The following is a 13,744-nucleotide window of genomic DNA, read 5'->3' as shown; positions in this document are numbered from 1 at the left end:
ACTTTGCGTCAGGTTTTATTCTGCTTTAGGGGCATTGTCTGTTTCTATATCCGAATTCGAGCTCAGGTTTTCTGGATTGGAGACAGTACCATTAGGGGTACTGAGGGCTTCTTTGATGCTAAGACGTACACGGCCTTGACGATCAATTTCCATCACTTTAACCGATACTTCTTGCCCCATTTGCAGATGATCAGTCACTTTATCTACACGTTTATCAGTGATTTGAGAAATGTGAACCAGGCCTTCTTTACCGCTCCCAATGGCAACAAAAGCACCAAAATCAACGATACGGGTGACTTTACCTGAATAGATACATCCAATCTCAAGTTCGGTGGTAATTTCGTTGATACGGCGGATAGCATATTTTGCTTTTTCGTTGTCCGTTGCTGCAATCTTGATGGTGCCGTCATCTTCAATCTCAATAGTGGTGCGGGTTTCTTCAGTTAATAAACGGATCACTGAACCTCCTTTACCAATAACTTCCCTGATTTTATCAGGATTGATCTTAATGGTATGAATACGAGGTGCAAATTCTGAAATATCACTACGAGAGGTACTAATTGCTTTTTCCATTACCCCTAGAATATGTAAACGTGCTCCTTTTGCTTGATTCAGTGCTTTTTGCATGATTTCACGGGTGATACCTTCAATTTTAATGTCCATTTGCAGTGCTGTGATCCCTTCACTGCTACCGGCTACTTTAAAGTCCATATCACCGAGATGATCTTCATCTCCAAGGATATCCGACAGGACAACAAAATTTTCACCCTCTTTGACTAAGCCCATAGCAATCCCAGCGACAGCCGCTTTGATCGGTACACCGGCATCCATCAACGCCAAAGAAGCGCCACAAACAGAGGCCATCGAAGAGGAACCATTAGATTCGGTGATTTCTGCAACGACACGTATAGTATAAGGGAAGACCTTTTGATCTGGCATCACGGCTAACATGCCACGCTTCGCCAAACGACCATGACCGATTTCACGGCGTTTGGGTGATCCCACCATTCCGGTTTCACCGACACAGTAGGGAGGGAAATTATAATGTAGCAGGAATGTATCAGTACGCTCCCCCATAAGCTCATCGATACTTTGCGCATCACGGGCGGTGCCTAGGGTAGCCGTAACCAGCGCCTGAGTTTCACCACGGGTAAAGAGCGCAGACCCGTGAGTACGGGGCAAAACACCAGTACGTACATCCAAGCTACGTATCATATCTTTTTCACGGCCATCAATACGTGGTTTACCTGTTAATACACGATCACGAACCAGTTTTTTTTCAATGCTGCCCAAAATGTCTTGAATTTCCGATACATTCAAGGTTTCATCTTTCTCTAATAGTTCGTCAATGATTTTAGCTTTGATGGCATCGACTTCAGCATAACGTTCTTGTTTTTCGATAATGCAGTAAGCATCTCCAAGAGATTTGGTGACTAACCCCTCAACGAATTCGTATAATTCCCGGTCAGCTTCTTCTGGTTGCCATTCCCATTTGGTTTTGCCGGCGTCTGCAACCAGAGCGTTGATGTTTTCAATGACAATTTGTTGTTGCTGATGACCAAAAACTACGGCACCTAGCATGTGATCTTCGCTTAAGATATCGGCTTCTGACTCAACCATCAATACTGCGTCAGCAGTGCCGGCAACGACCAAATCGAGACGACTGGTTTTTAATTCTGTCGTCGTCGGGTTAAGTACATATTGATTGTCAATAAAACCAACACGCGCTGCACCTATGGGGCCATTAAATGGGATCCCTGAAAGGCAAAGAGCGGCAGACGCTCCTATCATTGCGACGGTGTCCGGATTAATTTCTGGATTTACCGACACAACAGTCGCAATAACCTGGACTTCGTTAAGAAAGCCTTTTGGAAATAACGGACGAATCGGGCGGTCAATAAGACGTGAAATTAAGGTTTCACCCTCACTCGGGCGACCTTCACGGCGGAAGAAACTGCCTGGGATACGCCCGGCGGCATAAGCTCGTTCTTGATAATTAACTGTTAGCGGGAAGAAATTTTGATCTGGCTTGGCTTTTTTTTGACCGACAACGGTGACAAATACTGCGGTATCATCGACGCTGACCATTACGGCTGCCGTTGCCTGGCGCGCCATCATACCGGTTTCAATGGTCACAGTATGTTGGCCGTATTGGAACTTACGGATAGTCGGGTTTAGCAAAATAGCATCCTTATTACTTAACGAGGGTGTTTGATCGTGAGGCGATCGTCAGAAGAAAAGGGGCCTAAAATTGGCCCCCTTTTTTACGAAATCAGGTCAACTAGCGACGTAAACCTAAACTTTCAATCAAAGTAGAATAAGACTCTACCTTTGTGCGTTTTAGGTAGTCTAAAAGCTTACGGCGCCTGGCCACCATACGCAGCAAGCCACGACGGCTATGGTGATCTTTTTTGTGTTCGGTAAAATGACCTTGCAAATGATTAATTTGAGCAGTCAAAAGCGCGACCTGAACTTCACTGGAACCGGTGTCGTTAGCATTACGACCGAACTCAACAACAATATTAGCTTTTGTTTCAGCATTTAGAGACATTATGTCACTCCAGGTAATGAAATTAAGACAGGTGCCGATCTCTAATTCAGCAACCTAGGACAAAACTGCGCCATTCTACTCCTTGGTATTAGGGATCGCAAGATAACCGTTTATTAATAAACCTCGAAACTAACGCTATTTTGCAAGGCATTAATAATAAAGACAGCTACGACTAACGAGAAAGTTTATCCAGCGTGCCCTAAATCCCCTCCCCTTTAGTTCTTCAGGCATAGGTATCTACACAGCCCCCACTCAGGCTGTCTGGCGATTTTTCAACAATGACCGTATTACCTTCAGCCAACTCAACGCTTCGGTCATGACGCTCGCCCGTGAGGGCATTGCTTCCAGCCCACATTCATACGCCCTCGTGAGATTCATGACGGGTCACATTTACAGTTCCAATCGCATCATAAAAAGCAGAACCGCCTGCAGATGAGTCACGGCAGGGATGTAGGGTATGAACGACAAAGTAGCCTGCTGGTTGATGCCGCCTCCGGCTTGATGGTTGCCCCTCTAGCTTAGACGTTGATAGACAGTACGGTTTGTCACTCAACGCCGAAAGACGGCACATCTGCCTCGCAGACCCATATAAAAGGTGCAGGGCATAACGTGAAGGCCTGGCTTCAGTGCAAATGCGGATGTAGTGCTGCGTAGGTTACTGATAGCGAGTATGGCGTGTGTGCTGGCGAAGAACTGACCCGGATGGTGGCAAGAGCCCTGGGCCAGTTTGAAAATGTGTAGATACCTATGGTTCTTCAGGACGGGGATATAAGTGCGGTTTTCCAACTAACATGTGTTAAAATGCCGTGGCTGACAGCGGCAGCTTTGGCATAGCTATGACGGCAATCAGTACCGCAGGGCATGCGGGATTGCTCGATGAAACAAAAACCCATCGAAGTGAGTCAGACTTCGGTCTGAATACAGTAGGGATCCTCGCCCTTTAGGGCGGTGAGGAAGTCAAAATGGCTTACCTTGGGAAGATTAAAATAATAAGTATGAAATACAAAGATTTACGTGAATTTATTAAATTGCTTGAACGGGAGGGGGAACTTAAACGTATCCATCAGCCGATTAATCCCTATCTGGAAATGACTGAGATTGCCGATCGCACTTTGCGTGCCGGCGGGCCTGCGTTGTTGTTTGAAAATCCTACCGGCTACAAGATACCAGTGTTGTGTAACCTGTTTGGTTCTGCCAAACGAGTGGCGTTGGGTATGGGGCAGGAAGATGTGAGCGCTTTACGTAATGTAGGCGAATTATTAGCTTTCTTAAGAGAACCGGAACCACCAAAAAATTTCCGTGCTTGGCTTAATGATTTGCCAAAATTTACGCAAGTGCTCAATATGCCCACCAAACGTATCGCTAAAGCACCTTGTCAGGAGCAAATCTGGCAGGGAAATGATGTTGATTTGTACCGTATTCCGATCATGCACTGTTGGCCGGACGATGTAGCACCGCTGGTATCGTGGGGGTTAACCATTACCCGAGGTGCGGATCCCAAAAAGACACGGCAAAATTTGGGTATTTATCGTCAACAGCTGCTGGCAAAAAATAAATTGATTATGCGTTGGTTACCCCATCGTGGTGGTGCCTTGGATTATCAACAATGGTGCGAAAAAAATCCCGGTAAACATTTTTCGGTGGCGGTTGCTTTGGGTGCGGATCCTGCGACCATTCTTGCAGCGGTCACCCCGGTGCCGGATACCTTATCCGAATATGCGTTCGCTGGTTTGCTACGTGGTCAGAGAACGGAAGTTGCCCAATGTCTTTCTAACGATCTTGAGGTTCCTGCTAGTGCTGAAATAGTGCTGGAAGGCTATATTGAGCAAGGCGAAATGGCGCCAGAAGGTCCCTACGGCGACCATACTGGATACTATAATGAAGTAGATAAGTTTCCTGTTTTTACTGTTACCCACATAACGCAACGACAAAATGCGATTTATCACTCAACGTATACCGGTCGACCACCTGATGAACCGGCGGTGCTGGGGGTGGCATTAAATGAGGTGTTCGTTCCTATTTTACAAAAACAGTTTCCAGAAATTGTTGATTTTTATCTGCCACCAGAAGGGTGCTCCTATCGTATCGCCGTGGTGACGATAAAGAAGCAATATGCCGGTCACGCCAGGCAAGTAATGATGGGAGTCTGGTCATTTTTACGCCAATTTATGTACACTAAATTTATTATTGTTTGTGATGATGATATCAATGCTCGCGACTGGAATGATGTTATTTGGGCAATGACGACCCGTGTGGATCCGGTGCGTGATACGCTGTTGATAAAAAATACTCCGATCGATTATTTGGATTTTGCTTCTCCGGTGTCTGGATTGGGATCGAAAATGGGGATCGATGCGACTAATAAATGGAAGGTAGAAACTCCACGTGAATGGGGGCGTCCGATTAAAATGGATCAAAAGGTTTGCGCTTATATCGATGAAATTTGGGATGAGCTAGCTATATTAAACTTGTCGCCTAAGCGCTGATATAGAGAAAGAATGCATGACAATTTTGAGCTGTAAGGTTGCCTCTGTGGAGAGCATTACTGAAACGGTGTATCGGGTGCAATTGGTTCCTGCTGCGCCGTTTTCGTTTCGTGCTGGTCAATATCTGATGGTTATCATGGATGAACGTGATAAACGTCCGTTTTCAATGGCATCGATACCCTCTCAGCAGAAATATCTTGAGCTCCATATTGGCGCTTCGGAACTGAATTTATACGCGATGGCTGTGATGGACAGGATCCTAAAAAATAAAACACTCGACATTGATATACCTCATGGTGATGCCTGGTTCCGTGAAAACCGCCAGCGCCCTTTGTTATTGATAGCTGGCGGCACAGGTTTTTCGTATACTCGTTCTATCTTACTGGCGGCATTGGATGAACAACCGAATCGTGAAATATCCCTTTATTGGGGGGGACGTGTAGCCAAGGATCTTTATGATTTGCATGAGCTGAGAACACTGATGATCGAATATCCACAATTGCATGTAGTTCCGGTAGTCGAACAATCAACCGAAAGTTGGCAGGGTAGAACCGGTACCGTACTGAGTGTGGTGTTGCAGGATTACTGCTCGTTAGCAGAACAGGATATTTACATTGCTGGTCGTTTCGAAATGGCTAAAATCGCGCGTGAGCGGTTTTGTACGGAACGCGCTGCACAAGGATCCCACATTTATAGTGATGCTTTTGCCTTTATTTAGCCCAAATGCGCTCCAGGCGCTTTGGTTTCGTATAACGAACGATGGTTTTGCAAGAAGTTTATCTATTGGAGGATAATTTTAGCCGTTTGGCGAAATCTAACATGCGGTTCAGCGGTAGCAACGCCTGCTGGCGCAATTTTTCATCGATATGGATTTCATGCATCAAGCCGCCTTGCTCTAATCCCTCAGCTATTGCTCTAAAGTCGTTCATTGCCATCCAAGGGCAGTGTGCGCAGGTTTTGCATGTGGCTCCTTCGCCGGCCGTCGGCGCTGCAAATAATTCTTTATCAGGGCAGGCCTGTTGCATTTTGTAAAAAATACCCCGATCGGTAGCCACGATCAGTTTTTTTTGCGTTAATCTCTTGGCGGCTTCAATCAATTGACTGGTTGATCCCACTGCGTCAGCCATATCGACTACCGCAGCAGGAGATTCAGGATGAACCAATATAGCAGCATCGGGATAAAGCGCTTTCATCTGTATCAGGGCTTGAGTTTTAAATTCATCATGCACGATGCAGGTAGCCTGCCAGGATAATATGTCGGCACCGCTTTTCTTTTGTACGTAGTGACCCAAATGACGATCGGGTGCCCAGAGGATCTTTTCTCCCAAACCATCCAGATACTCGACTAATTCTAACGCGATACTTGAGGTGACGACCCAATCCGCTCTTGCTTTGACAGCTGCGGAAGTATTGGCATAAACCACCACGGTACGATCAGGATGACTATCACAAAATGCAGTAAACTCATCAGCAGGACAACCCAGATCTAAAGAACATTCCGCGTTCAATGTTGGCATAAAAACGCGTTTTTCTGGATTGAGAATTTTGGCAGTTTCCCCCATAAAACGCACTCCCACGACCAGCAAGGTGGATGCCGGGTGGCGATTGCCAAAACGTGCCATCTCCAATGAATCCGCTATGCAACCACCGGTCTCTTCTACCAGTGCCTGGATCTCAGGATCGGTATAATAGTGAGCGACCAACACCGCATCTTGTTGTTTCAACAATTTTTTGATTTTTTCACCATAAAACCTCTGCTCATTCGTATCGAGCGGAGCAGGTTTTGCTGGGAATGGATAGCCGGTTGTATTTACATCAAAAGTTTGTTTCATGATTCACATCTCTGTTACTAAGGTCACCATAACCGAGAGTAGACGGCTTGCTTTTTCTTTACCTGAGCGTCGCCTATGACGGTTTCGAATAGGTTGTCACCCTGGACAAAGTAACCAATATCTTGCTAAAAGTCGCCGAATTATACCACGCCTACTGTCTTGTTGATGCCAAGTATTTTTGCTTCGGGTGCAGTACCTTCGAGTAATGCTTGTGTGCTGCCATCGTAATAAATGCTACCGTCGACAACGAGCAAAGTACGTTCGGCAATACGAGCAGCATCGTCCAGATTATGCGATACCATCAACAATGTCAGTTGACGACGGTCGCAGATTTGCTGCAATAATTGTAACATCTCGCTACGTAACGCCGGATCCAGTGCTGAAAAGGGTTCATCCAGCAACAGGATTGGTTGACTACGTATCATACAGCGCGCCAATGCTGTTCGCTGACGCTGACCGCCGGAAAGCTCGGCGGGTAAACGATCAACACAGTGTTGTAGCCCGACTTGCTCGGTGATTTGTATTAACTGTTTACGCTGCCTAGCATCGAGTTTTAGCCCCGGATGTAATCCTAAAGCGATATTTTCCTTTACTGTCAAATGGGAGAACAGATTATTTTCTTGAAACAGCATTGATACGGGTCGTTTGGCGGCAGGAGTCGTACTATGATCCTGATAATTCAATAATATATTACCATCAGTGGGTGTTAAAAATCCGGCGATCAAATTTAGCAAACTGCTTTTACCCGCACCGCTAGGGCCCAAGATGGCAATGCGTTCGCCACTTTGAACCTGCAAATCAAATTTTATCGGCAAGCGTTCATACAAATAGGTAATTTTTTTAAGGGTTATCATGGCGGCTCGGCAATCGTTCTATCAAAGTAAACAGTGATAAACAGAGTAATAGTAATAACAGTGCGGTAACGGCGCCATCATGACTGCGGTAAGCCCCTATTTGTTGATAGAGATAAAAAGGCAGAGTGCGGAACTCATCATTACCAAATAAAGCGACTACGCCAAAATCTCCAATCGACAAGACACAGGTGAAAGCCAGTGTTTGCGTTAACGGGCGTTTCAGTGCTCGACATTCTATCTGCCGTAGGCGACACCAACCATGAATATCCAATGATAAACATAATCGATTGTAGCGCTCGGCGAGATCTTGCATGGGGTTATCCAGTATTTTTAATGCATAAGGTAGCGCCATCAATGCATTGGTCAGGATCACCAATCCGTAGGGTGATGATGGTAATCCCGAGCTTTCATTCAACAGTAGAAAAAAACCGGTTGCCAGTACAATGCCCGGCATTGCTAAAATAATCATGCCACTTATTTCAAGCGCCTGTCCGTAAGCAGCTTGTTGGCGTAATTTTAGCTCGCGGCTGCTCCATAACAACATCATGGTTAGCATAATACAGAGTATCCCCGCGCCAAGTGCAATCGTTAATGACGTCATAAAGGCTTGCCAGAGCGCCCTTTGTTGCAACACTGTTATCAGTGCCTGATTACAACCATCAATGACGACTGCCAGTAACGGCGGTAACAGCAGCAATGATGCGCAGATAATTAGCAAGTTATCGAGGATACGACACCATCCATGATCTTGTGGATCACGCCAGTATTGATGATGGCTATGCCCGATCGCTAGTACGTTATTTAATCGTTGGCTCAATAATACGAGGCCGAGACAACAGACCAATTGAATCAACGCGAGTATCGCCGCCCGGTTTAAATCGTAGTCGTAACTGAGTGCTTGATAAATCGCCAATTCGATGGTGGTCGCTTGGGGTCCGCCGCCAAGAGAAAGTACGGTAGCGAAACTGGCAAAACATAGCATGAAAATCAGTGCACTACTTGGCAAGATTTGGCGGCGTAAATATGGCCATTCAAGCCAACGGAAATAGTGCCAAGGGTTCATGCCCAGCTGAGCGGCAAGCTGTCGTTGCTCCACGGGGATGGCCTCTAACGATTGGAAGAGTAATCGGCTGGCGAGGGGTAAATTGAAAAAAACGTGCGCTAATAGAATGCCTGGTAGTCCGTAAGGTGAAAAAGAGTAATCGATGCCCAGTTTGTCACATAACTGAGCTAACCAACCTTGACGACCGTAGACACTTAAGATGCCAAAGAGTGCCACTAATGTCGGAAGAACTAATGTCATAGCACAGAGGCGTAGAAACAGTTGTCGCCCAAAAAAACGCCGTCGATAAAGCGCTCGTGCTAGAAAAATAGCAGGTAATACGGCCATCAATGTGGATAACAACGCTTGCCAAAAGGTAAAACGGACCACATGCCATAAATAGCTATCGTGCCATATATTTTGCCAATCGCTGGCGGGGGCATGATGCCAGATGGCGGCAAAGATAAGCAGTGCCAAGCTGATCAACAGACCTGAAGCTAATAGCCCCGGCCATAACCAGCCAGAAATTAGCGGCTGACAGCGTTTTGCCACAGTTGGATCCATGTATTACGGTTTTCCGCCACTTCTTTGGCATCGTATTGTAATGCTTTTTTCGGTACGGTCAGATGGTTGAAACCCGTAGGCAAATCCATTTTTATCATTGGATACATCCAATTACCTGTAGGAATATGCTGTTGAAAAGCCGGGGTGAGAATAAAGTGCATAAAGCGTTGTGCCAGTTTAGGGTGTTTACTGGCGGCCAGCTGGGCAGCGACCTCGACTTGCAGATAATGGCCTTCGCCAAAGTCAGCCGCGGCATAATGATCGTTTTTTTCTTCGATACTGTGATAGGCAGGGGAAGTGGTGTAGCTGAGCACGAAATCGCCTTCACCCTTTAGAAATAAGCCGTATGCCTCGTTCCAACCGCGGGTAACGGTGACGGTTTTTTGCGCTAATTTTTGCCAGGCCTGCGGTGCCTGTGCACCATAAACTTTTTGCATCCAAAGTAATAAACCTAAACCTGGTGTACTAGTACGCGGATCCTGATAAATCACTGTCCATGGTGTTGTACTTTCTACCAGTTGTCGTAGGCTTTTGGGTGGATTTTTTACTTTATCTTTGTGATAGATAAAAGCGAAATAGCCATAGTCATAAGGAACAAAAGTTTTATTCTTCCAAGGTGTTGGCAGATTCAGCACGCTGCTATCAATTTGACTGGTAGCAAACAACCCTGTTTGTTGTGCTGTTTGCAACAGATTATTATCTAAACCCAACACGACATCAGCAGGGCTGTTTTTGCCTTCCATCCGTAAGCGGTTAAGCAAGGAAACACTATCATTCAACGGTACCCATTTAAGTTGACAGTCACACTCAGCCTCAAAAGTTTTTTTGATGGCGGCCCCGGGCCCCCAATCGCTGGTGAAAGCACTATTGGTATAGACGGTCAAAACGGGTTGCTCCGCTGCGACTGTAAAAACAGCAGTAAAAACTAACAGCGTAGAGAGCAAAAATAGTTTAACCACTTTATATTCCTTAGATATAAAGAACCGGATTCCTTGAGCATAAAGGCATTTGACATCGTTGGGTACTTGATAATAGAAATTTTTAAAAATCAGTTAGCCGGCGCATTGCCTGTTAGTACTGTGAAAAAATGATCGGTTGTTACGTGCAGTCAAGTCACAGAGAGTTTTGTCGCCTCAGTTAAAGTATGTAAGGATGGTAAGTGTTTCGGTTTCAAATAAACATCCAGTAAAAGTGTGTGAATTATCTACCCACTATACTATGCTTATAATCGTTTGCTGTAAAAGTTGTGGAGGAAAGATTATGCAAGCTTACTTATCTAGAGAATTTTATCAGCGTTATTTCTCTGCTATTCAGGATGCCGATTGGTTACCTTGGGTGTCAACACAGTGGCGATTACAAACTTTAGCACAATTAATTCAGTGGAATGCTTCACAACTGTCAAACCCAAAGTATAGCCAAAAGCGATGATTACTGATCAATTCGGTGGATTTGCAGGCAGCAAATCCACCCGTGTTCTACGGAGAAACACTATTCTGATAGGGTTATGTAGGGGAAAAGGCTCCTGTAGTAAAATTGCCCATCTTTACGCTGCCTAGTCGGTGGGAAGCGAGTTTGCCTCCCTCCTGATTGTCACTTTCCTGATCTGCCTGACGACCTGGTTTCCGTGGTGTCTCCTCTTTTGTCTCGGCAAGACGATTATGCATCAATGGTGCTGATGAGGACCGAGGGGCTGGTACGCCGCTGCTTTCGTTGAGAATACTTGCGATGTTTACGACAAAACTATGTTTTTGATTTTTTGGAGGATAATTTTTTTCATAATCAGCTAGAGCGAGGTCAGCTTTTGGTTTTATTTTTTTCATTCTTTCCTCCCCCAGTATCAGTTTTTGAAAGCTATTGTTACAAGTTTCTATGAGTCTATAAAAGCAACTCTTAGGACGTGATTGTTGTGAGCTATCGGGTTGCATATTGTGCGTTTGTGAGGCACTGCTGGCAGGGATAGAGGCTGGTTCTGGCATCATTTAATTCCTCTTATTTTTTGTAGGCGAGTTGTCAAAGTAATCTGGTCAATAAAAATTAGCGACAAACAGGTTGATAATTTTATTATTTTGATATCTGTTTTGGTGAAAAAAGCCAATGGGTGGTCTGTCGCTAGTGGATAATATCTCTACACATTGTGCTAGATCGGCACAGTAAAGCGTGTTCATAAGCGGTTACGCAAATAATATTAGTTGTATAACTTATTTATAATTAAAGAAAATAGCGATCTAATTATTAGTTATGTTTAAACAGATAGTTTGAGTTTTCTGCAGAAATAGTGTCAGTACAAAAAAGCAGATACCGCTCTGTCACTTTGTTGTCAAGGTGCTATTAAAGGGCATCTGCTTGTAATCACTGATTGATTATCATCAACGCAAAAACGCCGGTTGTTGTTGTTCGTACGCAGAAATATTACTCTCATGCTGTAGTGTTAAGCCAATGCTGTCTAATCCATTGATCATACAATGACGATGAAAGCTGTCGATTTCAAAGGAATAACTTTCCCCCGCCGCGTTAACGGTTTGTGCTTCTAAATCAACAATGAATTCGATGCCTTCATTTTCTGCAACTAACTGGAATAACCTATCGATATCCTTTTCGTTGAGTATGACCGGCAACAGCTGATTGTTAATCGAATTGCCATAAAAGATATCGGCAAAACTTGGCGCAATCATCACCCTGAAACCAAAATCACTCAGTGCCCAGGGCGCGTGTTCACGCGAAGAACCACAACCAAAATTCTCACGAGCTAACAGAATACTCGCTCCCTGATAACGTGGATGATTCAGTACAAATTCAGGGTTGGCTACTTGGCCTGCATTATCCAGAAAACGCCAATCATTAAATAAATGTTGTCCAAAACCTGTACGGCTGACTTTTTGTAGAAATTGCTTTGGGATAATCGCATCAGTATCCACGTTAGCGATGTCTAATGGCACAACCAAACCTTGGTGTTGAGTAAAACAGGGGTGTTGAGTAGGTACTGTCATTATGCTGTCTCCGATGAGTGGCTGATTGTAGAAAATTTGCGCACATCAGTGAAATGACCATTTACTGCTGCCGCTGCCGCCATCGCTGGACTGACCAGATGTGTACGACCACCTCGCCCTTGACGTCCTTCGAAGTTGCGGTTGCTGGTGGAGGCACAACGTTCACCGGGTTGCAAACGGTCGTTATTCATCGCTAAACACATTGAACAACCGGGTAAACGCCATTCAAAACCCGCCTCGATAAAAATTTTATCCAATCCTTCTGCTTCAGCCTGTGATTTTACCGGGCCTGAACCCGGTACTACTATCGCTTGTACGCCGCTGGCCACTTTATGCCCCCGTGCGATCACAGCGGCAGCGCGTAAATCTTCAATACGTGAGTTAGTACAGGAGCCGATAAAGACTTTGTCAATAGCGACCTCGCTTAATTTAATACCTGGGCACAGATCCATATAAGCCAATGCTTTTTCAGCAGATGCTCGTTCAACGGGATCATTGAAAGATTCTGGCGAGGGGATCGTTTGGTTGACCGCGATGACTTGCCCGGGATTGGTACCCCAAGTGACTTGTGGCGCGATAGTACTGGCATCTAGGGTGATAACCGTATCGAATTGCGCATCATTATCCGATTGCAATGTACGCCAGTCATTGAGGCTTTGTTGCCATAATTCACCCGTTGGTGCGAACTGACGGCCTTTTAAATAGGCGAATGTGGTTTCATCTGGTGCCACTAAACCTGCCTTGGCACCCATTTCAATCGCCATATTACATAATGTCATGCGGCCTTCCATACTCAGTGCGCGAATTGCGCTGCCGCAAAATTCCACCACATGACCGGTGCCACCGGCACTGCCGGTTTTGCCAATAATGGCGAGTACGATGTCTTTTGCGGTAATACCTGCACCGACATCACCGTTAACCTCGATTTTCATCGTTTTCGCCCGTGCTTGTTTCAGCGTTTGTGTAGCGAGTACATGTTCGACTTCCGAGGTGCCGATGCCGAAAGCCAGTGCGCCAAAGGCACCGTGGGTTGCGGTATGTGAATCACCACAAACGATGGTCATCCCGGGTAAGGTCATCCCTTGTTCTGGGCCGATAACGTGCACGATCCCTTGATAAGGGTGATTTAAATCATATAAGGAGATACCGAAATCGGCACAATTTTTGATCAGGGCTTGCATCTGGATACGTGCCATCTCACCACTGGCATTAATGTCTTTGCTTTGTGTCGATACGTTATGATCCATGGTGGCAAAGGTTTTTCCCGGTTGACGCACTGGGCGTCCTGCTGCGCGTAAACCATCGAACGCCTGCGGTGAAGTCACTTCATGCACCAAGTGGCGATCAATATACAACAACGGGATTTCATTCTTCGCTTGGTAAACAATATGGGGATCATACAGTTTTTGATACAGTGTCTTGCCCATT

General features: G+C 45.5%; 13 protein-coding genes. 3 read left to right on the top strand and 10 right to left on the bottom strand.

Annotation, left to right across the window (positions count from 1 at the left end; all coding sequences use genetic code 11):
* Nucleotides 1-15 precede the first annotated feature (15 nt).
* The 3 genes from pnp to AAHH42_RS13930 form a co-directional block, all read right to left on the bottom strand.
* Nucleotides 16-2,181: a polyribonucleotide nucleotidyltransferase gene (gene pnp / locus AAHH42_RS13940; RefSeq protein WP_072550487.1), complete on the bottom strand. Its 2,166-nt coding sequence runs from the start codon at nt 2,179-2,181 to the stop codon at nt 16-18.
* 100 nt (nt 2,182-2,281) lie between these two features.
* Complete coding sequence (rpsO, locus tag AAHH42_RS13935) at nt 2,282-2,551, bottom strand: 30S ribosomal protein S15 (protein WP_072550486.1); 270 nt, start codon at nt 2,549-2,551, stop codon at nt 2,282-2,284.
* 223 nt (nt 2,552-2,774) lie between these two features.
* The gene (locus tag AAHH42_RS13930) at nt 2,775-2,906 is read right to left on the bottom strand and encodes a hypothetical protein (RefSeq protein WP_275887682.1); all 132 of its coding nucleotides are present in this window, start codon (nt 2,904-2,906) and stop codon (nt 2,775-2,777) included.
* 640 nt (nt 2,907-3,546) lie between these two features.
* On the opposite strand from AAHH42_RS13930, the gene ubiD reads away from it, so the two are divergent.
* Together ubiD and fre are read left to right on the top strand one after the other, a co-directional pair.
* Nucleotides 3,547-5,037 carry a 4-hydroxy-3-polyprenylbenzoate decarboxylase gene (ubiD, locus tag AAHH42_RS13925; protein WP_162860097.1) on the top strand — a complete coding sequence of 497 codons (1,491 nt, stop codon included), beginning with the start codon at nt 3,547-3,549 and terminating at the stop codon, nt 5,035-5,037.
* A gap of 16 nt (nt 5,038-5,053) precedes the next feature.
* Nucleotides 5,054-5,755, top strand: coding sequence for an NAD(P)H-flavin reductase (gene fre / locus AAHH42_RS13920; RefSeq protein WP_072550484.1), 702 nt, complete (start codon nt 5,054-5,056; stop codon nt 5,753-5,755).
* 58 nt (nt 5,756-5,813) lie between these two features.
* On the opposite strand, the gene nadA is transcribed toward fre, so the two are convergent.
* From nadA to thiB, 4 genes are all read right to left on the bottom strand, one after another.
* Nucleotides 5,814-6,869, bottom strand: coding sequence for a quinolinate synthase NadA (gene nadA, locus AAHH42_RS13915; RefSeq protein WP_072550483.1), 1,056 nt, complete (start codon nt 6,867-6,869; stop codon nt 5,814-5,816).
* Between the two features lie 140 nt (nt 6,870-7,009).
* Entirely contained in the window at nt 7,010-7,723 is a 714-nt protein-coding gene (thiQ, locus tag AAHH42_RS13910; protein WP_072550482.1) for a thiamine ABC transporter ATP-binding protein ThiQ, read from the bottom strand.
* Entirely contained in the window at nt 7,710-9,317 is a 1,608-nt protein-coding gene (gene thiP, locus AAHH42_RS13905) for a thiamine/thiamine pyrophosphate ABC transporter permease ThiP (protein ID WP_342222082.1), read from the bottom strand. The genes thiQ and thiP overlap by 14 nt, the downstream gene beginning before the upstream one ends.
* Nucleotides 9,293-10,288 (bottom strand): thiamine ABC transporter substrate binding subunit, encoded by a 996-nt coding sequence (gene thiB, locus AAHH42_RS13900; protein WP_162859992.1) that lies wholly within the window; start codon nt 10,286-10,288, stop codon nt 9,293-9,295. Before thiB ends, thiP begins: the two co-directional genes overlap by 25 nt.
* A 301-nt stretch (nt 10,289-10,589) precedes the next feature.
* Between thiB and sgrT the strand changes: the two genes are divergently transcribed.
* A complete protein-coding gene (gene sgrT, locus AAHH42_RS13895; protein WP_072550480.1) occupies nt 10,590-10,757 on the top strand; it encodes a glucose uptake inhibitor SgrT in 168 nt (55 codons plus the stop codon).
* Between the two features lie 74 nt (nt 10,758-10,831).
* Here the strand turns inward: sgrT and AAHH42_RS13890 are convergent, their stop codons facing one another.
* The 3 genes from AAHH42_RS13890 to leuC all read right to left on the bottom strand — a co-directional run bounded on the left by AAHH42_RS13890 (nt 10,832) and on the right by leuC (nt 13,743).
* Complete coding sequence (locus AAHH42_RS13890; protein ID WP_162859991.1) at nt 10,832-11,149, bottom strand: hypothetical protein; 318 nt, start codon at nt 11,147-11,149, stop codon at nt 10,832-10,834.
* 546 nt (nt 11,150-11,695) lie between these two features.
* On the bottom strand, nt 11,696-12,316 hold the full coding sequence (leuD, locus tag AAHH42_RS13885; protein ID WP_072550478.1) for a 3-isopropylmalate dehydratase small subunit: 621 nt from the start codon (nt 12,314-12,316) through the stop codon (nt 11,696-11,698).
* Entirely contained in the window at nt 12,316-13,743 is a 1,428-nt protein-coding gene (gene leuC, locus AAHH42_RS13880) for a 3-isopropylmalate dehydratase large subunit (protein WP_342221390.1), read from the bottom strand. Before leuC ends, leuD begins: the two co-directional genes overlap by 1 nt.
* Between the last annotated feature and the right edge of the window lies 1 nt (nt 13,744).

The organism is Candidatus Fukatsuia endosymbiont of Tuberolachnus salignus, from assembly GCF_964030845.1.
Taxonomy (GTDB): domain Bacteria; phylum Pseudomonadota; class Gammaproteobacteria; order Enterobacterales; family Enterobacteriaceae; genus Fukatsuia; species Fukatsuia symbiotica.
The sequence above is the reverse complement of the archived record's forward strand: the minus strand, read 5'-3'. Positions and strand labels throughout refer to the sequence as shown.

Coding starts and splice junctions, on each gene's coding strand:
- rpsO (WP_072550486.1), bottom strand. CDS start 2,551: ATGTCTCTAAATGCTGAAACAAAAGCTAATATTGTTGTTGAGTTCGGT.
- AAHH42_RS13930 (WP_275887682.1), bottom strand. CDS start 2,906: ATGTGGGCTGGAAGCAATGCCCTCACGGGCGAGCGTCATGACCGAAGC.
- ubiD (WP_162860097.1), top strand. CDS start 3,547: ATGAAATACAAAGATTTACGTGAATTTATTAAATTGCTTGAACGGGAG.
- fre (WP_072550484.1), top strand. CDS start 5,054: ATGACAATTTTGAGCTGTAAGGTTGCCTCTGTGGAGAGCATTACTGAA.
- nadA (WP_072550483.1), bottom strand. CDS start 6,869: ATGAAACAAACTTTTGATGTAAATACAACCGGCTATCCATTCCCAGCA.
- thiQ (WP_072550482.1), bottom strand. CDS start 7,723: ATGATAACCCTTAAAAAAATTACCTATTTGTATGAACGCTTGCCGATA.
- sgrT (WP_072550480.1), top strand. CDS start 10,590: ATGCAAGCTTACTTATCTAGAGAATTTTATCAGCGTTATTTCTCTGCT.
- AAHH42_RS13890 (WP_162859991.1), bottom strand. CDS start 11,149: ATGAAAAAAATAAAACCAAAAGCTGACCTCGCTCTAGCTGATTATGAA.
- leuD (WP_072550478.1), bottom strand. CDS start 12,316: ATGACAGTACCTACTCAACACCCCTGTTTTACTCAACACCAAGGTTTG.
- leuC (WP_342221390.1), bottom strand. CDS start 13,743: ATGGGCAAGACACTGTATCAAAAACTGTATGATCCCCATATTGTTTAC.